The 24,719-nt window shown below is 44.8% G+C and carries 28 protein-coding genes and 1 pseudogene; 19 read left to right on the top strand and 10 right to left on the bottom strand.

Annotation, left to right across the window (positions count from 1 at the left end; translation table 11 throughout):
* Window positions 1-217: 217 nt before the first annotated feature.
* From cysD to A3738_RS13560, 5 genes are all read left to right on the top strand, one after another.
* Window positions 218-1,129 (top strand): sulfate adenylyltransferase subunit CysD, encoded by a 912-nt coding sequence (gene cysD / locus A3738_RS13580; protein WP_068478506.1) that lies wholly within the window; start codon window positions 218-220, stop codon window positions 1,127-1,129.
* An 85-nt stretch (window positions 1,130-1,214) separates the two neighbouring features.
* Entirely contained in the window at window positions 1,215-2,846 is a 1,632-nt protein-coding gene (cysN, locus tag A3738_RS13575) for a sulfate adenylyltransferase subunit CysN (protein ID WP_068478508.1), read from the top strand.
* 68 nt (window positions 2,847-2,914) lie between these two features.
* The gene (locus A3738_RS13570) at window positions 2,915-3,931 is read left to right on the top strand and encodes a nucleoid-associated protein (RefSeq protein WP_068476062.1); all 1,017 of its coding nucleotides are present in this window, start codon (window positions 2,915-2,917) and stop codon (window positions 3,929-3,931) included.
* Between the two features lie 100 nt (window positions 3,932-4,031).
* The gene (locus A3738_RS13565) at window positions 4,032-4,340 is read left to right on the top strand and encodes a Bor/Iss family lipoprotein (protein ID WP_068476061.1); all 309 of its coding nucleotides are present in this window, start codon (window positions 4,032-4,034) and stop codon (window positions 4,338-4,340) included.
* 2 nt (window positions 4,341-4,342) lie between these two features.
* Window positions 4,343-4,768 (top strand): hypothetical protein, encoded by a 426-nt coding sequence (locus tag A3738_RS13560; protein WP_068478510.1) that lies wholly within the window; start codon window positions 4,343-4,345, stop codon window positions 4,766-4,768.
* 18 nt (window positions 4,769-4,786) lie between these two features.
* Here A3738_RS13560 and A3738_RS13555 read toward each other — a convergent pair whose 3' ends face one another.
* The 4 genes from A3738_RS13555 to A3738_RS13540 are packed head-to-tail and all read right to left on the bottom strand — an operon-like array spanning window position 4,787 to window position 7,541.
* The gene (locus A3738_RS13555) at window positions 4,787-6,115 is read right to left on the bottom strand and encodes an MATE family efflux transporter (RefSeq protein ID WP_068478512.1); all 1,329 of its coding nucleotides are present in this window, start codon (window positions 6,113-6,115) and stop codon (window positions 4,787-4,789) included.
* Window positions 6,116-6,124: 9 nt separating this feature from the next.
* Complete coding sequence (gene trmH / locus A3738_RS13550) at window positions 6,125-6,811, bottom strand: tRNA (guanosine(18)-2'-O)-methyltransferase TrmH (RefSeq protein ID WP_068501180.1); 687 nt, start codon at window positions 6,809-6,811, stop codon at window positions 6,125-6,127.
* Window positions 6,808-7,212, bottom strand: coding sequence for an MAPEG family protein (locus A3738_RS13545; protein WP_068477754.1), 405 nt, complete (start codon window positions 7,210-7,212; stop codon window positions 6,808-6,810). Before A3738_RS13545 ends, trmH begins: the two co-directional genes overlap by 4 nt.
* A gap of 17 nt (window positions 7,213-7,229) precedes the next feature.
* Window positions 7,230-7,541, bottom strand: a complete 312-nt coding sequence (locus A3738_RS13540; protein WP_068478516.1) for a DUF1820 family protein — start codon at window positions 7,539-7,541, stop codon at window positions 7,230-7,232.
* A gap of 191 nt (window positions 7,542-7,732) precedes the next feature.
* Here A3738_RS13540 and miaB point away from each other — a divergent pair, with 191 nt between their 5' ends.
* From miaB to lnt, 5 genes are read left to right on the top strand one after another with little or no spacing between them, the layout of a single operon-like run.
* A complete protein-coding gene (gene miaB, locus A3738_RS13535) occupies window positions 7,733-9,085 on the top strand; it encodes a tRNA (N6-isopentenyl adenosine(37)-C2)-methylthiotransferase MiaB (RefSeq protein ID WP_068478518.1) in 1,353 nt (450 codons plus the stop codon).
* Window positions 9,075-10,064 (top strand): PhoH family protein, encoded by a 990-nt coding sequence (locus A3738_RS13530; RefSeq protein WP_068478520.1) that lies wholly within the window; start codon window positions 9,075-9,077, stop codon window positions 10,062-10,064. The genes miaB and A3738_RS13530 overlap by 11 nt, the downstream gene beginning before the upstream one ends.
* Before the next feature lies 1 nt (window position 10,065).
* Window positions 10,066-10,515: an rRNA maturation RNase YbeY gene (ybeY, locus tag A3738_RS13525; RefSeq protein ID WP_068478523.1), complete on the top strand. Its 450-nt coding sequence runs from the start codon at window positions 10,066-10,068 to the stop codon at window positions 10,513-10,515.
* Window positions 10,516-10,535: 20 nt separating this feature from the next.
* The gene (locus tag A3738_RS13520; RefSeq protein ID WP_068478525.1) at window positions 10,536-11,372 is read left to right on the top strand and encodes an HlyC/CorC family transporter; all 837 of its coding nucleotides are present in this window, start codon (window positions 10,536-10,538) and stop codon (window positions 11,370-11,372) included.
* A 33-nt stretch (window positions 11,373-11,405) separates the two neighbouring features.
* Window positions 11,406-12,917 (top strand): apolipoprotein N-acyltransferase, encoded by a 1,512-nt coding sequence (lnt, locus tag A3738_RS13515; RefSeq protein ID WP_068478528.1) that lies wholly within the window; start codon window positions 11,406-11,408, stop codon window positions 12,915-12,917.
* A 30-nt stretch (window positions 12,918-12,947) separates the two neighbouring features.
* On the opposite strand, the gene bfr (A3738_RS13510) is transcribed toward lnt, so the two are convergent.
* The 3 genes from bfr (A3738_RS13510) to A3738_RS13500 all read right to left on the bottom strand — a co-directional run bounded on the left by bfr (A3738_RS13510) (window position 12,948) and on the right by A3738_RS13500 (window position 14,201).
* Complete coding sequence (gene bfr / locus A3738_RS13510; RefSeq protein WP_068478530.1) at window positions 12,948-13,415, bottom strand: bacterioferritin; 468 nt, start codon at window positions 13,413-13,415, stop codon at window positions 12,948-12,950.
* Window positions 13,416-13,425: 10 nt separating this feature from the next.
* The gene (gene bfr / locus A3738_RS13505) at window positions 13,426-13,899 is read right to left on the bottom strand and encodes a bacterioferritin (protein WP_068478532.1); all 474 of its coding nucleotides are present in this window, start codon (window positions 13,897-13,899) and stop codon (window positions 13,426-13,428) included.
* Window positions 13,900-13,988: 89 nt separating this feature from the next.
* Window positions 13,989-14,201, bottom strand: coding sequence for a (2Fe-2S)-binding protein (locus A3738_RS13500; RefSeq protein WP_068477645.1), 213 nt, complete (start codon window positions 14,199-14,201; stop codon window positions 13,989-13,991).
* A gap of 201 nt (window positions 14,202-14,402) precedes the next feature.
* On the opposite strand from A3738_RS13500, the gene leuS reads away from it, so the two are divergent.
* The 9 genes and pseudogenes from leuS to A3738_RS32615 form a co-directional block, all read left to right on the top strand.
* Window positions 14,403-16,988 (top strand): leucine--tRNA ligase, encoded by a 2,586-nt coding sequence (leuS, locus tag A3738_RS13495; protein ID WP_068478534.1) that lies wholly within the window; start codon window positions 14,403-14,405, stop codon window positions 16,986-16,988.
* A complete protein-coding gene (lptE, locus tag A3738_RS13490; protein ID WP_068478536.1) occupies window positions 16,978-17,511 on the top strand; it encodes an LPS assembly lipoprotein LptE in 534 nt (177 codons plus the stop codon). The genes leuS and lptE overlap by 11 nt, the downstream gene beginning before the upstream one ends.
* The gene (gene holA / locus A3738_RS13485; protein WP_068478538.1) at window positions 17,501-18,517 is read left to right on the top strand and encodes a DNA polymerase III subunit delta; all 1,017 of its coding nucleotides are present in this window, start codon (window positions 17,501-17,503) and stop codon (window positions 18,515-18,517) included. The genes lptE and holA overlap by 11 nt, the downstream gene beginning before the upstream one ends.
* A gap of 169 nt (window positions 18,518-18,686) precedes the next feature.
* Complete coding sequence (locus A3738_RS13480; protein ID WP_068478540.1) at window positions 18,687-19,004, top strand: hypothetical protein; 318 nt, start codon at window positions 18,687-18,689, stop codon at window positions 19,002-19,004.
* 24 nt (window positions 19,005-19,028) lie between these two features.
* Window positions 19,029-20,147 (top strand): hypothetical protein, encoded by a 1,119-nt coding sequence (locus tag A3738_RS13475; protein ID WP_068478543.1) that lies wholly within the window; start codon window positions 19,029-19,031, stop codon window positions 20,145-20,147.
* A gap of 88 nt (window positions 20,148-20,235) precedes the next feature.
* Window positions 20,236-20,469 carry a hypothetical protein gene (locus A3738_RS13470; RefSeq protein WP_156502518.1) on the top strand — a complete coding sequence of 78 codons (234 nt, stop codon included), beginning with the start codon at window positions 20,236-20,238 and terminating at the stop codon, window positions 20,467-20,469.
* Window positions 20,470-20,580 carry an Ig-like domain-containing protein gene (locus A3738_RS32620; RefSeq protein ID WP_197472251.1) on the top strand — a complete coding sequence of 37 codons (111 nt, stop codon included), beginning with the start codon at window positions 20,470-20,472 and terminating at the stop codon, window positions 20,578-20,580.
* Between the two features lie 174 nt (window positions 20,581-20,754).
* Window positions 20,755-21,399 (top strand): outer membrane beta-barrel protein, encoded by a 645-nt coding sequence (locus A3738_RS13465; RefSeq protein WP_156502517.1) that lies wholly within the window; start codon window positions 20,755-20,757, stop codon window positions 21,397-21,399.
* 154 nt (window positions 21,400-21,553) lie between these two features.
* Window positions 21,554-21,898, top strand: a pseudogene (locus tag A3738_RS32615) (hypothetical protein); the annotation flags it as partial.
* Window positions 21,899-21,930: 32 nt separating this feature from the next.
* Here A3738_RS32615 and A3738_RS13455 read toward each other — a convergent pair.
* The 3 genes from A3738_RS13455 to A3738_RS13445 all read right to left on the bottom strand — a co-directional run bounded on the left by A3738_RS13455 (window position 21,931) and on the right by A3738_RS13445 (window position 24,507).
* Window positions 21,931-22,929, bottom strand: a complete 999-nt coding sequence (locus tag A3738_RS13455) for a putative solute-binding protein (protein WP_068478546.1) — start codon at window positions 22,927-22,929, stop codon at window positions 21,931-21,933.
* Window positions 22,930-23,122: 193 nt separating this feature from the next.
* Window positions 23,123-23,722, bottom strand: coding sequence for a 2-hydroxychromene-2-carboxylate isomerase (locus A3738_RS13450; protein ID WP_068478548.1), 600 nt, complete (start codon window positions 23,720-23,722; stop codon window positions 23,123-23,125).
* A gap of 56 nt (window positions 23,723-23,778) precedes the next feature.
* The gene (locus tag A3738_RS13445; protein WP_068477877.1) at window positions 23,779-24,507 is read right to left on the bottom strand and encodes an SDR family NAD(P)-dependent oxidoreductase; all 729 of its coding nucleotides are present in this window, start codon (window positions 24,505-24,507) and stop codon (window positions 23,779-23,781) included.
* Window positions 24,508-24,719 lie beyond the last annotated feature (212 nt).

Below are 24,719 nucleotides of genomic sequence, written 5' to 3'. Positions count from 1 at the left end.
AAGCTACAACTCAAACACGAGCTGAAGCAAAAAATGCTAAGCCGCGAATTATACTCAGACTACCGCCTCTTGACGAATATGTGTGACAAATTAGCGAAAGCATATATCTATATTCCAAAAAGATAATAAAGATATGGCTATAAAGCTTTTTTGGTAATAAACGCTTCTGGTATAGTTGCGCCCTAATAATTAGTCGACTGTAAGATATCGAGGAACTATGTCTGACCATAAGATGACGCACCTTAAACAACTCGAAGCTGAAAGCATTCACATTATTCGAGAAGTTGCTGCCGAGTTTGATAACCCTGTAATGCTTTACTCTATCGGTAAAGATTCAGCAGTTATGCTTCACCTAGCACGTAAAGCATTCGCTCCGGGTAAACCACCATTTCCGCTATTACACGTCGACACGACGTGGAAATTCCGTGAAATGATCGAGTTCCGCGATGAAGTTGTCGCCAAGAAGTATGGCTTTGATTTAATCGTCCACACAAATGAAGAAGGCGTGAAAGCTGGCGTTAGTCCCTTCTCGGTTGGTAGTGCGAAGCATACCGACATTATGAAGACGCAAGCACTCAAACAAGCACTTAATAAGTACAAGTTTGATGCAGCATTCGGTGGCGCGCGTCGTGATGAAGAGAAGTCACGTGCAAAAGAACGTATCTATTCATTCCGTGACGAGAACCACCAGTGGGATCCAAAGAACCAGCGTCCTGAACTTTGGAATATCTACAACGGCAAAATTAATAAAGGCGAAAGCATTCGTGTTTTCCCACTTTCAAACTGGACTGAGCTCGATATTTGGCAATACATCCACCTAGAAGACATCGATATCGTGCCACTCTACTTCTCAGAGAAGCGCCCTGTCGTTGAACGTGACGGCACACTGATCATGGTCGACGATGAGCGTATGCCCTTAAAAGAAGGTGAAGTCCCTGAGATGAAATCAGTGCGATTTAGAACGCTAGGCTGCTACCCGCTAACCGGCGCAGTCGAGTCTGAAGCGAAAACTTTGCCAGATATCATTCAAGAGATGCTGTTAACCACCAGCTCTGAGCGTCAAGGCCGCGTGATAGACCATGATTCGTCAGGCTCCATGGAGCAGAAAAAACGCGAAGGCTATTTCTAATAGTTTTTAGCGCGCGAACCATACACGCAACAACACAATTTTATTACGTAGCACGCCTGATTACAGGCAAACAAAGAGAATAATCATGTCACACCAATCTGAACTAATTAGTGAAGACATTAATGAATATCTGAAGCAGCATGAGCAAAAAGAGCTCTTGCGACTTTTGACCTGTGGTAGCGTTGACGACGGTAAAAGCACACTGATCGGCCGCCTACTTCACGACTCTCACATGATTTATGAAGATCATTTGGAAGCGATTAAAAAAGACAGCGTTAAGAGCGGTACCAACGAGGGTGAAATTGACCTTGCACTTCTTGTAGATGGCCTACAAGCTGAGCGTGAGCAAGGCATCACGATCGATGTTGCGTACCGTTACTTCTCAACAGCGAAACGCAAATTTATCATCGCGGACACACCTGGGCACGAGCAATACACACGTAACATGGCGACAGGTGCATCAACGGCTGACTTAGCTATTATCTTGATCGATGCACGTCATGGCGTTCTGACGCAAACGCGCCGTCATAGCTTTATTGCCTCTCTTTTAGGTATTAAGCACGTAGTCGTTGCGATCAACAAAATGGACCTCGTTGACTATAGCGAAGAGCGTTACAACGAAATCAAAGCTGATTACCTTGAATTCGCGTCTGACCTACAACTCAAAGACATCCGCTTTGTTCCACTTTCAGCGCTGAAAGGTACGAACGTGGTTTCTAATAGCGAACTGACTCCTTGGTTCACTGACGCCCCTTTGATGGACATTCTAGAAAACGTTCAGGTGGCTGAAGACAGAAACTTTCAAGACTTCCGCCTACCCGTTCAATACGTGAACCGTCCAAACCTTAATTTCCGTGGTTTCTGCGGAACTGTGGCTTCTGGTGAAGTTAACAAAGGTGATGAACTGATGGCCCTGCCATCTGGCAAGAAGAGCACGGTTAAATCGATTGTCACGTATGAAGGCGAGCATGAAAATGCATTTGCTGGTCAAGCAATCACCATCACTCTAAACGATGAGATCGACGTATCTCGCGGAGATATGCTAGTTAAGCCAAGTAACTTACCTTCCGTGGGTCAAAGCTTTACGGCTAACATCGTTTGGATGAACGAAGCGGAGCTTCAACCTGGCAAGCTTATCGATATCAAGCTTGGCTCTACGCTTAGCTCAGGTTCGGTCAACAATATCATTCACACCGTTGACGTTAACACGCTTGAGAAAAATGATGCCGACAACTTGGCATTAAATAGCATTTCTTTGTGTGAGCTGACTCTTAATCAAGCGGTGACATTCGATCCTTATGATCAAAATAAGGCGACCGGTGCGTTTATTATTATCGACCGTCTAACCAACGTTACGATTGGCGCGGGCATGATTGTCAGCAAGTCTGACCGTTCAGACACCCAAGTATGGACTGAAGTGACCGCCCAGGAACGTAGCAAGCGCTTTGGTCACGAAGGTAAGATCATTGCGTGCACAGGAGAGCTTGCCGAACAATTGGTTCAAGCGACTGAACGTAAGCTGTTCGATCAAGGTCTTACATCTATCACTTTGAGCGCATCTCAATTCACTAGCCAAGAAAGCTTGAACGAGGCTGCAACAGCCATTAAAGCTTCGAGTGCAATTGTTATCTACGCGGGCGAAGCACAGTCAAATACTGACCTCACTTTAAGCGCTGAAACTGAATCACAAATTGTTGACGCAATTAAGTCGATTTAAACTGAAAAAGGTGTAGTATTCGCCAAAATACTACACCTTCATTCCTTTAATTTTTTAGTACTTACCTCATGGCAATCAGACACTTAGTTTTCCATCGCCTTACTCGATGGCAAGACGACCAACCAGCAAAAATCCTAACTGGCACAGAAACCAAAGACGCTAACGCAGACCATCAAGCTCTTTTTAGTCAATACAAAAAGCTGTTCCAATTCAGAGCAGGCAAGGCTTTTGGTAGGTTCTCAGAAACCGAACTTCAATCACCATTCACGCCATGGCTAAAAGAATTTAATGATGGCTCTTTGAGCTTCGCCAGCCTGACAACGAATGCGCTTAATCATCTCTGTGAGCTAGCTAATAAAACCCCTGAAATTTTTGATCGACACGTACTATTTGTCGATGAAGAACATGCGGATGGCGACCGGTTTTGGATATTCTTACTGGAAGATTCTAGCGGACTTATGCTCGACGGAAACTCGGAATTAACCATCGTAGACTATCTCAACACATCAAAGCTTGAATTAGCGCTTAAGGTTGATATCAGCGCTTGGTTAAGCGATAGCGATGACACTTCCTATCTAAGCCTTATAAAAGGCCGCGGCACCTCTAAACTAGGCGAGGCATTCTCACAAAGTGCTGGATTTGAAAACAGTGTAGATATAGCGAAAGAAACCGAAACATTAATGGAAATTCTTTCGAACTACACAAAAGACACAGAGAAAGACGAGGCCGCGCAAGTTCGCCAACGTGCTTATGACTTTTGTGTTGAACAGCAGCAAATGGGCGAAGCCGTGCCACTATCTGAACTCTCAGGCTACCTTGATGAAAACAAGCCTAGCAAGTTCGCAGAATTCGCTGAACAGAGCGCTAACATAGCACCTACACAAGAATTGCGACCTGACACGCGCAAGTTAAAGCACCTAGTTCGCCTGTCAGGCAAAGGTAATGGGTTAAGTCTTTCATTTTCATCAGACCTATTCCAGCAAACGATTTTGTACGACGAAAGCTCAGATACGCTAACCATTACTGCAATTCCGAAATCGCTTAAGAAGCAACTCAGCGAATTCATTAAGGATAAAGAAGACTAACAACTTCAAAACAAGCGCGCGTAATGATGACAGCATCACGTGCGCTTACTCTCCGATCTGTATAATTAATAGCAATAACAAATAGTAAAAATCACCATCTATGAAGTGTTTACGAATCGTTCTTTTAGCCATTGTTGCGAGTCAGTTATTTGCATGCGCAGCTATTACTGTCACCGAAACAGGAGACCCTAACTTCCTGTATCGTCCTCACTATAAAGAAAGCAAGCCATTCTATCTCTGGGGAATTGTTGGTGAACACAAAGTAAATACGCAACGTGTATGCCGTAACCGACCAGTCGTACAACTACAAACCAAGTACACGCTTACTGATGTTGCATGGGCAATCGGAACACTCGGAATCTACATGCCACGTACTGCAATGGTGTGGTGCGAACGGAAGGTGAAATAAGCATGAAAACGAACTTCCTCCATCAAGCCAAATACATTGCTATCGCAGCAACGATAAGCCTAAGCGGCTGTTCCGTAATTCATTTTGAGAATGGCCCTGTTGTTCCCGACCCAAAACCTGAGCAAAGCTTTGACTGGACACTAGGTATGTTTACCGAAGATATGCCAGACATACAATACGATGCAGCAAGCAGTGTTCGGTACAGAAAATGGTATCAACACGCCATTTTTTCAGTCGCCGAGCTGAGCAACCCATTACAGTTAAATAAAGAGTGCTCAGGTCTGGAGTGGAATCAAATCACGACCGAAGTAACTCCAACGGACTTTGTTTTTAGCATGCTAGACAACGCTCTACTCTATAACGCATCCTCTGCATGGCTCGATCTTTGGTCTACATGGAGCGTGGAGTATTCTTGCCGAGAGCGTTAGCTCTTCAATTAAGTATGCTCAAAACACTCGCTTGTAGGTTTTAACAACAAGACCAAATAACAAGATTGCACTTAAGCCTAAGCCTAAGCCCATGCCCGCCCATACGCCGGCAGGGCCAAACATCTCACCCAGGAAATAAGCCGCAGGAAATCCCAGCCCCCAATAACTAACAGTTGCGACGATGGTTGGAGATGCGCCAAGTTTAAAGCCTCTGAGCACACCCATTAAAACGACCTGCCACCCGTCAACCAATTGGAACATGGCGCCAATCAGTAACAACAAACTAGCTAAGGCCACTAGAGCCTGGTACTCGTCTGGCCCTAATGCCTCATCAACAAAAAGATCTACCAACACATCAGGGAGCAACCAAAAGACCAAGCCTGCCGCGCTTGCTGTCGCGCTCGCGATCACTAGGGCGTATAAAATCACTTGCTTGGTTTCAATCGGATTACCTGCACCGTAATGCTTGCCGACTTTCACTGATACAGCTTGCGATAAACCAAGCGGAATCATAAACGACATCGTGATGCACTGAAGCACTATCTGATGCGCAGCCAACGCCTGAGCACCCATTGCGCCAATCAACAGTGCCGCAGCCGAAAACATGCCTACTTCCATGGCATGCGCGATAGCTATTTGAACGCCTAATCGGTAGGTTTCAACGATATTTGAAAACCGAAACTGTCTCCAACGGCGCCAAAATTTAAACGGCTTAAACGCATCCTTTCTATAGATAAACACCGCCATCGCCAGCGCCATCATTATTGAAACGATCAAGGTGCCGAGCGCCACACCTTGCACCCCCATTTTCGGAAAGCCGTAAGCACCGGTCATCAACACATAGCTAATAGGATAATTTGATGCCGCCGCAAGAATACTTACTGGAAGCACTGCAGAGGGATCACCCAAACCTAGCGCGAGGCTACGCAACAGGATAAAGGTAAACGCTGGTAGTAGCGCCCATACAATAATATCCAAATAAGTAGAAGTAATAGGAATAATTAAGGGGTCTTGTCCTAAAGCTAGCAATATCGGCTCTGCGTTCGAAATTATTAAGCCAAACACTACTGACAGAAATAGTACTGACAAAACGCCAGATAAAAGCGCCGTTTGGATGCCATCTGGCTGATCTTTACCAAATTCAAACGCGATTAGATTCGCAGTTGCGGTTAGCACCCCGATACCAACAATATGAAAAAACTGAAACACCATGGCGCCCAGTGCGCCGCCGGCAAGAGTATCGACACCTAGTTGACCTAACAATACCGTGTCGATAAATCCCATTGACGCAAAGGCCAGCTGCCCAACAATCATCGGCACAGCCAAGCGAATAAGCTTCGTAATCACTAAATAACCTTAAGAAGTGGCTCTTACTCGAGCATACCAACCGGAAGGATCGACAATTTCACCGTCCTCTTCATTGATGGCAGGATAGTCAAGATCGTTTTGATGGCAATACTCGGCTATCCTTGGGTGGGCCCAACGAAAATAAGTTTGCCAATATTCATGATCATCAAGGCGCGTCTGATGATACATGCCTTTCATTTCACGTTGTCGTTGCGCCTCGCTCAAAATAATCGCTGCGGCTACTGAGACATTAAATGACTCAACCATTCCCATCATGGGAATAATAATATGGCCATCAACTTTCTGAGCAGCCTCATCACTTACGCCTTTTTTCTCATTCCCCATCAGAATGGCGCATGGTTCGGTGTAATCTACATCTCTAAAATCAAGCGCTGTATCAGACAAATGTGCTGCATAAACTTTTTGGCCGCGCGTCTGGAGAAGTTCGATACCTGCATCCATCGACTCATGCCGAACGATGTTAACCCATCGATCACTCCCCATTGCCGTGCCCGAGTATGGACGATGCTTATCCCACGGCCAGACCATATGCAGCTCATGCATACCGACCGCATCACCAGTACGAACTAAAGCAGCAATATTACGAGGTTTGTGGATCTGCTCCGCGAGAATTGTTAAATCGGGTTGGCGCCGATCTAAGGTTTCGCGGAGCTTTCGGTATCTCTCTGGTGTCATAGAATTAGGCAGAGCCAGATGTTAAGTATCGCCATGCCCAGCATCGCTAACCATGTCAGCAGCATGCCATAGAATCGACCAAAACTTGGCCCATCAAAACGCGATAAACCCCATGAATGAAGAACGCGGCCCAGCAAAAACATACCGCCGAAAACATGAATCAAAATTGGATTCAAGAACTGAAGTTCCAACATGAAGAGCAAAACTAAAGCGAGTGGAATATTCTCGAGCGCATTTGCATGCGCACGGATTGCACAACGCATCTCAACAGAACAATCGTTTTGCTCTGTGCTCTTCTTTTCAGCGCGGCGAAATGCAGTGACTCGATAACCAAGGTAAATAATTAAAATCGCAAGCAAGCCCGCATACATTGGCGCATAACGCAAAAGAGAACTACCCATACCCTACTCCTTACTATTTATTTTTTGGAATTATTGCCGCCGGGAAACTGCGCTACCTGGCTTGGCTTTACTTTAGGAACTCCGCACTGCTCTACCTCATCAATGCGCACAATTGCATTCATTGGCACATATGTGCGCGTCACCCCTGCAAACTCAGATTTGAGCTTTTCTTCACTAGGGTCAACTAACAATTGCGACCGCTCACCAAAGAGAATTTCTTCAAGCTCTATGAAACCATACATTTCAGACGGGAAAACGTGCGCAGCGTATATTTCGAACACTTCGTCCTGATTATAAAAAACAACTTTATAAGTTTTCTTGGCAGCCATAAAACAACATTACTAAACCGGATAAAACGAGGTCGCGAATCATAGCACAAAACGAACGAATGTCAGTCATTTAGCAGCTCAGAACATCGCTGAAACCTGCCAACACATGTAACAAAAAACCGCTATAATTCGGGCGTTTAACTAGATATAATTCACGCCCTTTTTTTCACGTAAGAGTATTAAGAGTTTCGATGACCAAAAAGCTGTTTATCAAAACCCATGGTTGCCAAATGAACGAATATGATTCAGCGCGCATGGCAGATCTACTTCAAGACGATCAAGATGTTGAGTTGACAGACACTCCTGACGATGCAGACATTTTGTTGCTGAACACTTGTTCTATTCGTGAAAAAGCACAAGAAAAGGTTTTCCACCAACTTGGTCGTTGGAAGAAGTTAAAAGAAACAAATCCAGAACTGACGATCGGCGTTGGCGGCTGCGTAGCAAGCCAAGAAGGCGAAGCTATCCGAGATCGCGCCCCATATGTTGATGTAATATTCGGTCCACAAACACTTCATCGCCTTCCAGAGATGATTGATGCATCCAAGACTTCTGATGTGGGTGTTGTGGATATCACCTTCCCAGAAGTAGAGAAGTTCGATCATCTACCTGCACCTGGCGTAGATGGACCATCAGCATTCGTTTCAATCATGGAAGGCTGCAGTAAATATTGCACATTTTGCGTCGTACCATATACCCGAGGCGAAGAAGTCAGTCGCCCAGCTGACGACGTTATTGCGGAAGTAGCCCACCTTGCGGAACAAGGCGTACGTGAAATCAACCTCCTGGGTCAGAATGTTAATGCCTATCAAGGTAACACGCATGATGATGACATCATGGACCTTGCCGAGCTGATCACCATTATCTCTGGCATTGAAGGGATCGATCGTATTCGTTACACCACGTCACATCCTGTTGAGTTTAGTGATGCATTGATTGATGTTTACGCAACAGTCCCGGAACTCGTAAGCCATCTGCACCTTCCTGTACAAAGCGGTAGCGATCGCATTTTGGCCGCAATGAAACGCGGCCATATGGCGTTAGAGTACAAATCTAAAATTCGTCGTTTACGCAAGCATCGTCCAGATATCAGCATTTCGTCTGACTTTATTATTGGCTTCCCGGGCGAAACGGAAAAAGACTTTGAAGATACAATGAAGCTTATCAACGACATTGGCTTCGATACATCTTTCAGCTTTATCTACAGCGCTCGACCTGGAACACCTGCTGCGGATCTAGCAGACGAAACATCAGAAGAAGTGAAGAAACAACGCCTGCACATACTACAGCAACGCATTACGCAACAAGCACATGAAATTAGTCGTCGCATGGTCGGTACTCAACAACGCATTTTAGTCACTGGATTTTCTAAGAAAGACCCAGGCGAAATGCAAGGTCGTACTGAGAACAACCGCGTGGTCAACTTCAAAGCAAACCAAGATCGGAGCGACTCTGCACTAATTGGTCGGTTCATCGATGTCGATATCGTTGATGCTTATCCGAACTCATTGCGTGGCGAACGTATTGACGACAATGACTACTAGCTCTATTGCAACAGGTGTAAAGAAGACTTTGCACTTGAGCCCTGAAGACAACCAGAGGCTTTCGCTGCTTTGCGGACCATTTGATGAGAACATCAAGTATCTAGAAAAACGACTGCTCGTACGCATCAATCGTCGCGGAGCGCTGTTTAGCATTTCATCAACAGATGATTCCCGAGCTCAAGCATGTCTCAATATACTGATGCATTTGTACCGTGATACTGAACACTCCCCCGACATTTCTTTGGAAAAGGTTCAACTGTATATTCAAGAAGCTGCGCAAGAGCTCGTCACTTCACAGCCAATGAACGATATTCATGCGGTGATTAAAACACCTAAGTTACAAGTCAAAGCGCGGAATCAAAATCAAATCTTGTATCTTCAGCGCGTCAAACAGCACGATATTAATTTCGGTATTGGACCCGCCGGCACGGGTAAAACTTATCTCGCGGTAGCTTGTGCGGTTGAAGCCTTACAAAAAGAAGAAGTAAAGCGAATTCTTTTGGTACGTCCTGCTGTAGAAGCCGGCGAGAAGCTCGGTTTTCTCCCTGGTGATCTAGCACAAAAAGTAGACCCCTACTTACGCCCTCTTTATGACGCACTATACGACATGCTGGGCTTTGAGCAGGTTGCGCGCCTAATCGAGAAAAACGTCATTGAAATCGCACCACTCGCGTTTATGCGGGGGCGCACCTTGAATAACGCGTTTATTATTCTGGATGAAAGCCAAAACACGACACCAGAGCAAATGAAAATGTTTTTAACACGTATCGGCTTTGGGTCTACCGCCATCATAACTGGCGACATTACACAAACCGACTTACCTAAAGGCGCCAAGTCCGGGCTCGCTGAATGCCAAACAATCTTGAACAATGTTGCCGGCATCAGCGTCACGAATTTCAATTCGGCCGACGTAGTGCGCCATCCTCTAGTTCAGCGCATTGTCGAAGCATACGACAAACACGACGCAAAGCAGAGCTAAGATGAGCAAACTCACAATCGATTTACAGATCGAAATCGGTAACAACGATTTTCCTCCACTTGATCAGTTCGAGCGCTGGGCAAACGCTGCGTATCAGGGAGAGAAACATCTCGAGATGACGATACGCATCGTTGAAGAAGAAGAATCGCACGCACTTAATTTTGAGTATCGCGGTAAAGATAAATCGACTAACGTATTGTCATTCCCATTCGAAGCTCCCGAGTTTGTGGAGATCGATTTACTTGGCGATCTAGTTATCTGTAAGCCCGTTGTTGAGCTAGAAGCAAAAGAACAAGATAAACAACTGGAAGCGCATTGGGCGCACATGGTGATTCACGGAACGCTTCACCTTCAAGGATATGACCACATTCACGATGACGAGGCTGAAGAGATGGAAAGACTTGAAATTACGATTCTCTCTGATTTAGGCTACGATAATCCTTATTTGTAAGAGGCAAACTAGTTCTACTAATGAACGACGACACTCCGAGTACCGGGCCAGCTTCAAAGAGCTGGCTAGAACGAATCTCTCAGGCTTTCTCCGATCAACCTGAGAACACAGAAGAACTTCTCGAATTACTTCGAGACAGCGAGCAGCGCAACGTTCTTGATAGCGACGCTCTGAGCATCATTGAAGGCGCAATTCAAGTCACGCAAATGCAAGCGCGTGAAGTAATGATCCCTCGCTCACAAATGATCGCCATCAAACTTAACGCTGATCCTGAAGACTACATCGGCAGCATCATCGAATCAGCGCACTCCCGTTTTCCAGTATTCGGCGAATCAAATGATGAAGTAGAAGGCGTTTTGCTAGCTAAAGACCTGCTACCGCTCGCACTTAAGGGTGAACTCAAGCGTCAGGACATCCAAGAGCTGATTCGACCTGCTTCTAAAATTCCAGAGAGCAAACGCTTAAACGAGCTACTAAAAGACTTTAAGAAAAAACGTATTCACATGGCTATCGTCATTGACGAGTATGGTGTCACGTCGGGCTTAGTAACCATCGAAGATGTTCTTGAACAGATTGTTGGCGAAATTGAAGATGAGCACGATATCGAAGAGGAAGCGAATATTAAGCTTCTAAGCGATTCAGAGTCGACGGTTAAAGCACTCACATCAGTGGAAGAGTTCAACGACCACTTCGGCACATTTATTCCTGATGATGAATTCGATACCATCGGCGGCTGCGTCATCAAAAGCTTCGGCTGCCTTCCAAATCGGGGGGACGAAACGCTGTTCGAAGGATTCAAAGTCACCGTATTAAACGCGGATAGCCGCACAGTACGTCTTTTAAAATTCGAAAAATAAATAAAAGCGCGCTGAAGCGCTAGCGAGTCAAAAATGCGAGCAACACTTCTCTGCTCGCTTGCTATTTTTGTAGCAGGCGCATTACAGACCTTAGGTCTAAGTCCATTCAATTTTTGGCCCGCAAGCATCATTTCGCTTGTCGCTTTTTTATTCATTACAAAAGCACTATCTTCAAATCATTTACTAACAGGGAAACGTGCTTTTTATCAGGGATGGCTGTTTGGCTTCGGCTTGTTTGCTAGCGGCGCATCTTGGGTGTACGTGAGCATAAATACCTATGGCCATGCGCACCCAGCTTTGGCGGGAATTCTGACGCTACTATTCGTCGCATTCTTAGGCTTATTCCATGGCGCGATGTTTTATGTGTATGCAAAGCTAAAGACTAAACAAGCCGAACTTAACACCTTACTCTTCGCAGCATTGTGGACCTTAAACGATCTCGTTCGAAGTGTATTTCTTACAGGCTTCCCTTGGCTGTTTGTTGGGGATACCCAACTTCATGGCCCACTACATGGTTACTATCCAGTAATCGGTAGCTATGGGATAACGCTTGTTCTAGCAATCACTTCAGGGCTAGCACTTCTCCTATTTAATAAGCCATCACTTCGAATCGCAGGGCCAATAGCGGGACTATTGATAGCGCTATGGCTAGCTCCCGTAGCTTTAAACCACGTTACTTGGACAAAAGATCAGAACCAAGACATCAATGTCGCGCTACTGCAGCTTAATATACCTCAAGAACTTAAGTGGAAACGCGCACAAAAACCTAAAACAGTTGCATTGCTAGAACAGATGTCAGCAGCGCAATGGGATAAAGATCTGATTGTTTGGCCAGAGACAGCTCTTCCTGCTTTCTACAACCAAGCAAAACCTTTGCTAAACAAAATGTCGAAACAGGCGACAGCCAACAACACGTCTATCATTACCGGCATTCCTTATCGAGGCTGGGACGCTGAAGCAAAGCGTCCTGTGATGCACAACAGCATTATTGGAATTGGCGATGCCTCGGGCATCTACCACAAGCAAAAGCTTGTGCCTTTTGGAGAGTACGTACCTCTACAAGACATACTTAGAGGTCTAATCGCGTTTTTCGACCTACCAATGTCAGATTTTCGCAAAGGAAAGCAAGATCAAGAGCTATTGCGCCAAAATGGAAATCTAACGTCACCCTTTATTTGCTATGAGGTGGTTTATCCAGATTTTGTGGCATCGCGTGCCGCGAACGCAGATTATTTAATTACCATTAGTAACGACGCGTGGTTTGGCGCATCTATTGGCCCACACCAACACTTACAACTCGCGCAAATTCGTGCAGCCGAAAATGGTAAATACATGATTCGAGCAACTAACAACGGTTTAACCGCAATTATCGACGAAACGGGAAAAATTAGCGCATCCATCCCTCAATTTAAGCAAGCAACACTCGAAGGAAGAGTGAAGACATTTGCAGGCAGCACACCATTCACTAAGCTCGGCTCACTACCTACACTCATCTTCTGCTTATTAATTCTAGTCATATCTTTCGGCATAAAAAAACGCGGCTAAAAAACCGCGTTTTTCCTACACAATTCAGCCTTACATCATCGACTGTAAATAATTGGGCAATCCAATTTTATCGATAAGACCAAGTTGCTTCTCCAGCCAATAGGCATGATCTTCCTCTGAGTCTTTTAGCTGACCCAGAAGCATTTCTCGTGTTTCATAATCACGTTCTTGCTCACAGAGAGCGATCGCATCCTTAAGATTTTGAATAACAGAGTACTCAACTTCTAAATCACTTTTCAGCATTGAAACAACGTCAGCTCCAACATTGAGAGGCTCTCGTACTCCAAGATTTGGTGTTCCTTCGAGAAATAAAATGCGACGGATCATTTGGTCAGCATGATCAGTTTCTTCCTCACGCTCATGATCAAGACGCTCATAAAGCTTATTGAGCCCCCAGTCTTCGTACATGCGTGAATGGATAAAATACTGATCGACCGCGGTGAGTTCGCCAGCAAGAAGTTTGCTCAATGTATCGACAACTTTTTGATTACCTTTCATTTCAAAACCCCTATTCTTCGCCTAGCAATGATTGCGTATAGTTCTCGAGCCCCATCTTTTCGATGAGATCTCGCTGAGTTTCAATCCAATCGAAATGCTCTTCCTCATAGCTCAAAAGTTCGCGCAAGACATCTCTACTCACATAATCGCGCTGTGATTCGCAGTGCTCGATCGCATCGCGAAGGGTTGCCAAAGACTGCGTCTGAAACCTCAAGTCGCAAGACAGAATCTCGGGAACATCTTCGCCAATATACAGCTTGCCTAATTTTTGGAGATTGGGGATACCTTCCAAGAACAAGATACGCTCAATAAGCGCGTCCGCTTGTTTCATATCCTTGATAGATTTTTTGTACTCGACCTTATCAAGAACTGATAATCCCCAGTTCTTAGCCATTCGCGCATGAAGAAAATATTGATTGATCGATATAAGCTCATCCGCGAGCACATCGTTTAATTTTTGAATAACCGATACATCACCTTGCATAGCAAACCTCCCTTCGAAAGAATCAGGGCAAGTATATGCAAGGTTTAAGTTATTGAAAAGTTGAGAATAATGATACGAATCAGTATCAGTTAGATGACTGCCGCGTAGGCTAAGTCGAGAGAAGTATTGTCGTTATCTTGAGCCAATCTATTTTCTATAATTTCTTTAGTCGTACATGCACACTGACCACAACTTGTCGCCACACCCAGTTCATTGCGCACCTGACGAAAAGAGGTTTTGCCTTCATCCATCAAAGAATGAATATCTCTGTCAGAAACACCTTTACACAAACAAACTAACATTATTTTCGCTCACTTAAACAACGGAGCAAATGATAGTCGCAATACGAATCATTATCAACAACATTCACCAATTATTTTTGTTGTCGTTTTGTGGTTTGAAGCGTCTACACCCACACATAAAACTAAGATAGACTATGTGCCCATTTTTGCACCGCACTATAGATAAGCGGTGTTGCGTATTCCATTGATTTAAGAAGAAGCATGCAAGAACAATACTCTCCGAAAGAAATAGAACAGAATGCACGAGATTTTTGGGAAGCGAACAATAGCTTTGCCGTAACCGAGGACTCGTCTAAAGAAAAGTACTACTGCCTTTCCATGTTCCCATACCCTAGCGGCAAGCTGCACATGGGGCACGTACGCAATTATACGATTGGAGATGTTGTTTCTCGTTACCAGCGCATGCTGGGTAAAAACGTTATGCAACCAATGGGTTGGGATGCTTTTGGACTTCCAGCAGAAAACGCTGCAATCAAAAACGGCGTCGCTCCAGCTAAATGGACATACGAAAACATTGATTACATGAAAAGTCAGCTTAAGCAATTAGGCTTTGGTTATGACTGGGATCGAGAATTAGCGACCTGCCGCCCTGAATACTACAAGTGGGAACAATGGTTCTTCACTAAGCTATATGAGCGCGGCTTAGTGTACAAAAAGAACGCAACTGTTAACTGGGACCCTGTTGACCAAACTGTTCTTGCAAACGAGCAAGTTGTCGATGGCCGTGGCTGGCGTTCTGGCGCAATTGTCGAGCGCAAAGAAATCCCACAGTGGTTTATCAAAATCACCGATTATGCAGAAGAACTACTTAACGACTTAGATCAGCTTGATGAATGGCCTGAGCAAGTTAAAACGATGCAGCGCAACTGGATTGGCCGATCAGAAGGTCTTGAATTCAGCTTTGGCATCAAAGACTCAGACGAAACGCTAAGCGTTTATACCACACGACCAGATACTCTGATGGGTGTAACGTATGTAGCGGTAGCCGCTCAACACCCACTTGCTACACGTGGTGCAGAAAACAACACCGACTTGCGTGAGTTCATCGAAGACTGTAAGAAAAACAAAGTTGCCGAAGCAGATATGGCGACAATGGAGAAAAAAGGTCTTCCTACCGGCTTCAAAGCAATACACCCAATTACAGGTGAAGAAGTACCTATTTGGGCTGCGAATTTCGTGTTGAAGGACTACGGCTCAGGCGCAGTTATGTCTGTACCAGCACATGACGAACGTGACCATGAATTCGCAAAGACGTACAAGCTTCCAATTAAACAAGTTATCGCATCGGAAGAAGTTGAAGAACTTGATATTCATGAGTCGGCCTATACCGACAAAGGTGTTCTTGTAAACTCCGGCGAATTTACTGGCTTAACCTCTGCTGAAGCATTCGAAGCAATTGTGAAGCACTTTGAAGAAGCTGGAACTGGATCGCGCAAAGTGAATTACCGCTTACGTGACTGGGGTGTCTCTCGCCAACGCTATTGGGGCGCACCGATTCCGATGAAATACTTGGAAGACGGCACTGAGATCCCTGTGCCTCTAGAAGAGCTGCCTGTACAGCTTCCTGAAGATGTTGAATTAGATGGTGTTAAATCACCGATTAAGAGTGATCCTGAGTGGGCGAAGACAAGCCATAACGGTGCAACAGCATTCCGTGAAACCGATACCTTCGACACCTTTATGGAGTCATCTTGGTACTACGCGCGCTATTGTTCTCCGAACAGCGATGATCAAATGCTTGATCCAAGTGCAGCAAACTACTGGCTACCTGTGGATCAATACATTGGTGGTATTGAGCACGCGATTCTTCACCTACTCTACTCTCGTTTCTATCACAAGCTATTACGTGATGTTGGTCTCGTTGAAAGTGATGAGCCGTTTAAGCGCTTGCTTTGTCAAGGCATGGTGCTAGCTGATTGCTTCTATCAAGAAGATGAGCAAGGCGGAAAAATTTGGATTTCGCCAACAGACGTTAAAGCAGAAACTGACGACAAGGGCAAAGTATCACGCTATGTCAAATTAGAAGACGGCTCTGAAGTTCTTAGCGCTGGCATGGGCAAAATGTCGAAGTCTAAAAACAACGGTATTGATCCTCAAACAATCATCGATCAATTCGGTGCTGACACAGTGCGTTTATTCATGATGTTTGCTGCTCCACCTGAGCAATCGCTTGAATGGTCAGACAATGCAGTAGAAGGTGCTAACCGATTCCTAAAGCGTTTATGGAAAAATGTCGACAACCACCTGACCAATGGCGGAAAGGTTGAACTTGACCAGAATGCATTAAACGAAGAACAAAAAGCTGTTCGTCGTAAGACACATGAAACCATCAAAAAAGTAAGTGACGATTTAAACCGTAGACTTACGTTCAACACTGCCATCGCAGCTGTTATGGAATTGATGAATAGCGTTAGTAAATTTGTTGATGTTAGTGAGCAAGGCCGTGCAGTTTCTCACGAAGCACTTGAAACCGCTGTATTATTGCTAGCTCCGATTACACCGCATATCTGTCATACTCTATGGAAAGAACTAGGAAATGACGCCGACGTGCTCACTGCACCATGGCCTTTATGCGATGAAAGTGCACTTGTAAAAACAAGTCAGCAAATCGTTGTACAAGTAAATGGTAAGGTTCGTGCGAAGCTAGAAGTTCCTGCCGATATCAGTAAAGATGCGCTTGAAGTACAAGCGATGGAAGACGAAAACGTCAAGAGATTCCTTGAAGGGAACACCATTCGCAAAGTGATTGTTGTTCCTAACAAACTGGTGAACATCGTTGCAAACTAAGCTCTTCAAAGCCGCAACAAAACGGGTAGCACTGCTACTCGTTATCGCTAGCGGCGCGCTCATTCAAGGCTGCGGATTTCACGTTCGCACAGCAGAGTTAGGCTCTCTCGGGTTTAGCTCTGTAAATTTTGAATGCGATCAAGCTGAGCACTGGCAGCTATGTCAGTCCTTAGAGCGCGAGCTTAAAGCGCATAAGGTCACGATGGATGATGATGCAACCTTCACGCTGAGTATCGATAGTGCAAGCTCCACCGAACGAGCATTCACCATTAACCTAGATGCTAGTGCTGACGAATACGAAATAACCCGTCTCGTAAAATTCACCTTCTCAGAAGCAAACAATACAAAATCCAAATACAGTAACGAGATCAATGCTCGTCGTATTTATCGTCATAATTCAGACGCCCTGCTCGCTAAAGAGCGCGAAAAAACTACGCTCACGAAAGCCTTAGATAAAAGCATTGCGCGCGAAATCATTCGTCAGCTAACACTCATCCGTATCGGCGCCAACGATGCAGGTTAAACCTGAACAACTTTCTCAGCAATTAAAAAGCGGCTTGAAGCCCGTTTACATGGTCAGCGGCGAAGAACCTCTGCTGCAATTAGAAGCCGTAGATGAAATTCGCGCGGCGGCGCGAGCTCAAGGCTATGACGAACGACAAGTATTGCGGGTTGAGCGGGGCTTCGACTGGCAAACTCTCCAAGAAGAAGGTAATGCCCTCTCACTTTTCGCAACCAAGCGGATCATTGAGCTCAAATTGCCGAATGGCAAACCCGGTACCGAAGGCTCAAAAAAACTCGTTCAATATCTCGAAGCACCACCTGAAGACACTGTTCTGATAATCGAAGCGGGCAAAATTGATAAGAAGACACTCGGTAGCGCTAAATGGTGTAAAGCCATTGATAAGTTAGGGGTCATAACTCAAGTGTGGCCTATCAAACCACAGCAAACTCTCACATTCATGCGTCAACGCGCCAATAAACTAAAGCTCAATATTGATTATGATGCGCTCGAAATTTTATCGTCTCGCCTAGAGGGCAACCCGCTCGCGGCGAAACAAGAGCTAGACAAACTCGCAATTTTACATGGCAACAACACAATTAGCGTTGGCATGATCTTGGACGAAGTCAAAGACTCTGCTCGCTATGACGTATTTGATTTAAGTAAAGCCATGCTTAGTGGCCAAGCAAAAAAAACTGCGAGCATAGTTGGTCATTTGAAAGCTGAAGGTAATCTGCCAATCACTATGATCTGGCCACTTAGTCGTGACGTCCGTGTGCTTGAAGGTTTGATTCCTCTTATTGGGCAACAACAACGCGTTGACGCCTACCTTAAGGGCAAACGCATCTTTGCCCAGCAGCAAGCAGACTATGTCTCGGCTGCAAAACGCTTAAACACCAAAAGCATTAACGATCTTACGCTCATGCTTAAGAAAATCGATGACGCATCAAAAGGCGTGTTTGGATCGGAGCCTGCGTGGCTTTTAATCGAGCAACTCGCCATGCACATTGCTCACCCTCCCAAATAGCGCCTCCGCTCCCCCATACTTACCCTAACAATTTTCATTATCATCATTGGTATTCACGCTTCGATAAATTCGATGATGGTCTTTTCCTAATGAGAACAAGTACTTAGCGCAAAACACCTAGAATCAACTACAGTTATATATTGTCATTGATCAATTTTGGACACTATGAATGAGTCTCTACAGCGTTATTGTCGGTCTAGTTGTCGTCTGCATTTCAAGCTTTTCACATGCGGCAAGCTATAAAGTAACGAATTCCAAGTCGAGCGGTAATGGATCTTTACGCTGGGCGATAGAGCAAGCAAACAACAACCCAGGCGCAGATATTGTTGAAGTCCCGGGCTCCTTTGATAGCAGCAACCCAATTGTTCCCGTTACCGGTGGCGGCTCAAGCCGTTACACTTTTGAGAATCCAATTCTTGTAACTGACGATATTACGATCAAAGGTCTTGGAAGTTCACGCCCCGTTATCGATGACCACCAACATTAGATTACGACTGCGGGCCTCACAAATGTGGGCTATCCGTTTGATCAAGGTCCAGGCGGTGGCGGGGCAACAATTCTCAAGCCAGTCAGCACGCTATTTCGTGTAAACCGGGCAAATGGCGCGGGCCGGACACTTGATGTTCGCATCGAGAATCTAGCCTTTACCCGAATGAGTACGTTTATCAATACGGATAATGCCAACGTAACACTTGATAACGTCGCGATCTATGGCTTCGTATGCCAACGTTCTAGTGACTTGTTAATTGTGCATGGTCTCGGAGGTTCTCTTACAATCAAAGATAGTTTGATCTTTGATAATCTCGTCAACAACGGACAACAAGATCTCGTCATCAACAACGATCTCACCATTATTAATTCTGCCTTTTCGAACAACTCTAACCGCGCTATCAGGGCCGTTTCTGACCGCTTAGTATCAATGACTGACAGTACAAGCAAGAACGTTATTATCCGTGATTCCTATTTTGATGGTTTAGATTCGGGTGCGCTTGAATTCAAAAACGCTAGCGTAGAAATCAGTAATTCAGTTTATGATGGGCGTGATGCAACCCCTACTCGCGCGATCAAAGTGATAGACGGAGATTTAACGTTAACTAACAGCACCTGGTACTACACGTCGAAAACAATCAACAATATCGGACAAATCTTTCAAGGAACACACATTGAATTAGCGGGAAGTGCGCAGCTGATTGCACGCAACAATCTTCTTCTTTCTACCAACTCGGCAACAAACACAATACCTTTAGTTTATCCCGCGAACTGGGACGATACTGGAGTATTCGCGCGAGCGGTAAACGATAACAACTATTTATCCCGTATCAACGGTGATGACTCAGCGCTCAATCTGTCCCCGCTTCATTGCGTCAATGCAAGCTTCAATAGAAATTGTTTCGTCCCTAACGCCTTATCCACTCCCTTAGTCGATCAAGGAAATACCGCAGATGCACTCTACGGAGATGGAGCACCAATCTCTGAAGACCTTCTTGGAGAGCTCGGCGCACAAGGCGCATCCGTCGATATAGGCGCATATGAAAAGCATGAGACACTTTATGCGCATGCAGATCATTACCAAACAAATGAAGGGGTGAATTTAATTGTTTCGACCGCTAACGGGGTGCTAAGCCAATGATTCAACACCAGGAGGTCTCAGCGTTTCACTCAAAGCCCAAACGCTTCATGGAACTGTGACGCTGAACCCTGATGGCTCGTTCGATTATATGTCTAACAACGGATACTACGGGCAAGACCAATTTGAATATGAGCTATCGGGAAAATCAGCTTATGTAACTATTGATGTAGTCTCTACTGGATGGATAAGTATTCCTAGCAACCAACAACCTACTGCGGGCGCGGACAGCTATACCATTCACGAAGGTGAAACCCTAGATCGCCCCGCCCCAGGACTTCTTGAGAATGATTCAGACGATCAAAATACAACAGCACCTTTATAATTGTGCCTAGAAGCAAGGCTTCATAAAGCTCCAATCCATGGCGCTGTCACGATTAATTTGGATGGCAGTTTCACTTTTATCCCAGACCCCGGATATATAGGTAGCGATTAATTCTTTTATGATGCGGTTGATAACGGACTGAAGCATAGCCCTCCTGCTAAAGTAACAGTGCAAATCAATTCCGGAGCAAGAGCCGGAGCTGAAACAAAAGTTGCAACTAAAGCTGGGGCGGCCGGCTGGGCTTCGCTCAATGGATTGTTTGCATTACTCGTTAGCAGCTATCTAATGTCCAAGCGTAATAAACACGCACAGTCTCTTTTACTTGTTTGTGCAGCATCATTAATAACAAGTTTAATCAGCTCTGATGCGCAAGCCGATGAGTCACAGCTAGATTCATCGCCGCAAACAGCAACTCAAGCCCCTCTTGAAGACCAGTTCTTTAAAGGATTCATTGCAGATCTAAGTTTTGGGTACTCTAACCTTGAACCAGAAGCGCCATCTAATATTTGGACACAAAATCGTGATCATGGCGCTGCATTTGCTGTGGGTGTGGGATATCAATTTACGAATCAGTTTTCGATAACTCTACGTTATTATGACTTCCATACAATCAAACTAAACTCATCAGACCCACTATATGACGATGTAAGCATTGAATATCGCGTACTAGAGCTCGCGGGTACATATCGTTTTACTCAACTGTGGGAAAGCCAGTTCGCACCATTTATTCTCGGTGGTGTTGGTTATCTAGACCCTAAGATTAAAGGCGATACAGACAGCGTCACGACTGAAGAAGACAATCATCTCGCATATGGCGTCGGGATAAGTTTAAGTCCAATGAAACATGGCATGTTCGATTTAGTCTGGCAAAGCATGGCAGGTGAGGTTGACCTTATTTCATTGCGTTTGACTGTAGATGTCCCAAACTAAATGCTCTTACATCTTTGTCGTTCTGCTATGTATCTCAATTCAGATATTTGGTTTAACGACAACACTACAGTATGACGGCAGTGCGGTTTTCGAAGGGCAGTATTGGCGACTGATAAGCGCGCACTTTAGCCATCTAACTTGACTTCACTTAAGCCAAAACATGGCTGCTTTATTGTTACTCGTTTATCTACTTCCTTGCCTAAAAAGTATAAAAACCCTAAATCTCGTATTTGTTATTAGCGGAATAGCGATCACAGGTATGTATTATCTATTCTTTCCGCTATCCATTTCCTATGCTGGCTTAAGCGGTTGCCTTCATGCCCTAGCAGCTTTTGGCATACTGAAACAGATATTTAGCTCTTCAATTAAAAATGCGAGAGTCGCTAAAACTCTAGCATTTTTACTTTCCGTCAAACTTGGGTACGAAGTATTTGCCATCAACGATACCTCTATCGCAACAGAGGCACATTTGATTGGGCGATATCAGGACTGTTGCTGACAATATGCTTCAATTATTTAGAACGTATCGGCCTACTCTGGCGCCGCACACTCAGACCGCGCGGGGTCATTTGAGCAGCGAATCTTCCAAAGAAGAGTCAAAGCCTTAGCATCCATCTTCCCTTCTTGTTTCAAGCTCACCCTAATTTCTTTACTGAAACGATCCAGCTCTTTCTTCGTATCGGCATCGGTTTTGATCCAATACTTAGCAGGTATTTCTGCTTCCGCATCTTTTACCTGCTTGTGGATGAAAGGTAAACGAGATACTACATACTCACGCATTAAATTGCCGAAGTTATCATCGAATCGTTCTTTATTAATGACTGTCTGAAGCATCCCATAATAGAAACGATGATCAATAATTCCACCATCTGTCCCAAGCCCTTGGTACAGTTCAAAAGTGTTATATGCCAAGGCTGGCATCAATAGAATATCGATGTTTCCATTATTAAATTGTCCTGAAAACGTTGCGAGCGAGGTACCAACCGGTGAGGCGCCAGCTAAGCTCGACAACTGCAAAGCCTGAGGATCTTCGTTTAACACTGAAATTTTCTTGCCACTAAATTCAGCGACCGTGTCTATATTTTTATCATTCACAAAAGCAAACATGGATCCTACCGGAAACGAAGCCACAACTTCGTATTTACCGTTGGTCATCAATTTACCCGCTTTAGGATTCGCTAGAGTAACCAGTACACGATCCAATTCGTCGTCAGACAAAATGCCTCCGATAGCGTCAAGGCTGCCTGCGAACGGCACATAATTTCGTGAGAGTATCGCCGTTAGATGTACTGCATCGCATAAGCCCGCCTTGAAATCATTAGATGCCACTTTCTCATCGGTATAAGTGATGAATTCAAGATCAAGCCCCCATCCTAAAGCCTTTGGCTTAAGGTCGGAAAAGAACTCAACTACGGGCCCCGTTTTCCCTACAGGATCCCAAAGACAATATTTCTTTTTTTCGAGAGCAAAAGACTGCACTGAAAATAGTGCACAGAAGATAAAAATGGTCGTTTTGGTTGCAGTATTCATCACTAAACCGTGGCCTCTTATTCGTTATTATTTAATAGCGAGTGCCTTGGAATGCGTAGGTAACTGCATACAAATACCTATCAAAGCGCTTCTAAGCTACTCCTTAATAGGTCTGATAGAAAGTGATTAATGCTGATTTATTGAACTGAGTGCCTTGTTCAATGAATAAACAGGGCACAGATCAGAAACGAAATTACGCGCTGAGGACGTCTTCGATAAAGTCCAAACGGTCTTGGCCAAAGTACATTTCATTATCCAAGAACATTGTCGGTGCACCAAAACAACCGCGCTTAACCGCTGCTTCTGTGGCTTCTTTCAATTGATTTTTAATCTCGTCTTGTTGAACTAACTCTGCAAACGCAGCGGCGTCAATGCCAGCCTCCGTCAATACTTCAGCTATCACCTCTGGCTTACTCATATCCAGACCTTTCACCCACATCGCGTCATAGACAACATCGATATAGGCATCAACACAATCAAGTTCCATTGCAGCAAATACGCCACGCATTAGTTGCAGGGTATTTACTGGGAAGTGCGGGTTCATTTTGAATTCAACACCATAACGACGCACGAAACGCGGAATGTCGCTTAACAACATGTACTTGCCTTTGGCAGGAACCAAGCCCGGCGGTGTATTATTTGTCGCTTTATGTACTGCGCCCAATAGCATTGGCTCATAAACAACATCAGCATTGTATTTGTCGCTCATCTTGGCGAGCTGTTTGTGCGCTAGGTAAGCCGTCGGGCTACCAAAATCAAAATAAAACTCAATTTGCTTTGCTGAATCACTCATCGTTATTCCTATATGTATAAATTACGTTCAAGCTGGGTTGGCTAATAGTAAGAGCGTTACCACTTCTCTACCCATGGACGGACATCAAGCTCAAAGGTCCACGCGTTGCGTGGTTGCTCATGAAGCATGACATAATTTTTTGCCAAATCTGCAGGTTGAACGACTCCATCCTTCTCTACAAATTTTTGATACTCGGGGTGGTTTTCACGGATCCACTGTGTGTCTACGGCCGCATCAATTACAACATGCGCAACATGAATATTCTTTGGCCCAAGCTCTCGAGCCATTGACTGAGCGAGGGCTCTGAGACCATGTTTTGCACTGGCAAATGCGCCAAATATAGCGCCGCCTCGTACACTTGCCGTTGCACCGGTAAAGATAATCGTTCCGCGCTTACGCTGACTCATTACTCGAGCAGCTTCTCTTCCGACAAGGAAACCTGAGAAACAAGCCATTTCCCATATCTTGTAGAACTTACGTGCACTTGTATCGAGAATACTCATAGGCACATTCGCCCCAACATTAAATACAACCACTCCGATTTCGCCGATGTTGTTCTCAATATTTTCGAATAGCTCCTGAACTGCATCTTCGCTGCGTGCATCCACACCAAAACCACGTGCTTCATAGCCTTCATCATTAAGTGCTTTGGCTGCCTCTTTGACTAGCTCTTCACTGCGACGAACCATGCATACACTCAAACCCGTCAGGGCAAACTCTCTAGCGATCGCACTGCCAATAGCATCTCCAGCACCAACGATAAGTGCTACTTTTTTATCGCTCATGTATTAAGCAACCTTTGTAAGGCTTACATTTTGTAAGCTGTTGAATTTAATAGAATTCAATATTGTAAGGAATTCTTGGTTTTTTCTAAGCATTATTGAACTCAAATATGGGCTCTAAAGGATCAACATTATAAGCTGCAAGAAGAGAATTAACTGCACTAAATCGAGACTCAGCGCTAGCAAAATTCATGAAAAGTAAGTCATGCTTTCAT

The sequence above is a fragment of the Oleiphilus sp. HI0066 genome (assembly GCF_001635725.1).
The sequence above is the reverse complement of the archived record's forward strand: the minus strand, read 5'-3'. Positions and strand labels throughout refer to the sequence as shown.

What these genes read in the sequence shown, in the direction of transcription:
- A3738_RS13560 (WP_068478510.1), top strand. Translation starts at nt 4,343, where the DNA reads ATGAAAACGAACTTCCTCCATCAAGCCAAATACATTGCTATCGCAGCA.
- A3738_RS13530 (WP_068478520.1), top strand. Translation starts at nt 9,075, where the DNA reads ATGACTACTAGCTCTATTGCAACAGGTGTAAAGAAGACTTTGCACTTG.
- miaB (WP_068478518.1), top strand. Translation starts at nt 7,733, where the DNA reads ATGACCAAAAAGCTGTTTATCAAAACCCATGGTTGCCAAATGAACGAA.
- A3738_RS13480 (WP_068478540.1), top strand. Translation starts at nt 18,687, where the DNA reads ATGAGTCTCTACAGCGTTATTGTCGGTCTAGTTGTCGTCTGCATTTCA.
- A3738_RS13540 (WP_068478516.1), bottom strand. Translation starts at nt 7,541, where the DNA reads ATGGCTGCCAAGAAAACTTATAAAGTTGTTTTTTATAATCAGGACGAA.
- bfr (WP_068478530.1), bottom strand. Translation starts at nt 13,415, where the DNA reads ATGAAAGGTAATCAAAAAGTTGTCGATACATTGAGCAAACTTCTTGCT.
- A3738_RS13565 (WP_068476061.1), top strand. Translation starts at nt 4,032, where the DNA reads ATGAAGTGTTTACGAATCGTTCTTTTAGCCATTGTTGCGAGTCAGTTA.
- cysD (WP_068478506.1), top strand. Translation starts at nt 218, where the DNA reads ATGTCTGACCATAAGATGACGCACCTTAAACAACTCGAAGCTGAAAGC.
- A3738_RS13500 (WP_068477645.1), bottom strand. Translation starts at nt 14,201, where the DNA reads ATGTTAGTTTGTTTGTGTAAAGGTGTTTCTGACAGAGATATTCATTCT.
- trmH (WP_068501180.1), bottom strand. Translation starts at nt 6,811, where the DNA reads ATGACACCAGAGAGATACCGAAAGCTCCGCGAAACCTTAGATCGGCGC.
- A3738_RS13445 (WP_068477877.1), bottom strand. Translation starts at nt 24,507, where the DNA reads ATGAGCGATAAAAAAGTAGCACTTATCGTTGGTGCTGGAGATGCTATT.
- bfr (WP_068478532.1), bottom strand. Translation starts at nt 13,899, where the DNA reads ATGCAAGGTGATGTATCGGTTATTCAAAAATTAAACGATGTGCTCGCG.
- A3738_RS13455 (WP_068478546.1), bottom strand. Translation starts at nt 22,929, where the DNA reads ATGAATACTGCAACCAAAACGACCATTTTTATCTTCTGTGCACTATTT.
- A3738_RS13465 (WP_156502517.1), top strand. Translation starts at nt 20,755, where the DNA reads ATGTCCAAGCGTAATAAACACGCACAGTCTCTTTTACTTGTTTGTGCA.
- A3738_RS13520 (WP_068478525.1), top strand. Translation starts at nt 10,536, where the DNA reads ATGAACGACGACACTCCGAGTACCGGGCCAGCTTCAAAGAGCTGGCTA.
- A3738_RS13545 (WP_068477754.1), bottom strand. Translation starts at nt 7,212, where the DNA reads ATGGGTAGTTCTCTTTTGCGTTATGCGCCAATGTATGCGGGCTTGCTT.
- A3738_RS13470 (WP_156502518.1), top strand. Translation starts at nt 20,236, where the DNA reads ATGTCTAACAACGGATACTACGGGCAAGACCAATTTGAATATGAGCTA.
- lnt (WP_068478528.1), top strand. Translation starts at nt 11,406, where the DNA reads ATGCGAGCAACACTTCTCTGCTCGCTTGCTATTTTTGTAGCAGGCGCA.
- cysN (WP_068478508.1), top strand. Translation starts at nt 1,215, where the DNA reads ATGTCACACCAATCTGAACTAATTAGTGAAGACATTAATGAATATCTG.
- A3738_RS13570 (WP_068476062.1), top strand. Translation starts at nt 2,915, where the DNA reads ATGGCAATCAGACACTTAGTTTTCCATCGCCTTACTCGATGGCAAGAC.
- A3738_RS13450 (WP_068478548.1), bottom strand. Translation starts at nt 23,722, where the DNA reads ATGAGTGATTCAGCAAAGCAAATTGAGTTTTATTTTGATTTTGGTAGC.
- leuS (WP_068478534.1), top strand. Translation starts at nt 14,403, where the DNA reads ATGCAAGAACAATACTCTCCGAAAGAAATAGAACAGAATGCACGAGAT.
- holA (WP_068478538.1), top strand. Translation starts at nt 17,501, where the DNA reads ATGCAGGTTAAACCTGAACAACTTTCTCAGCAATTAAAAAGCGGCTTG.
- ybeY (WP_068478523.1), top strand. Translation starts at nt 10,066, where the DNA reads ATGAGCAAACTCACAATCGATTTACAGATCGAAATCGGTAACAACGAT.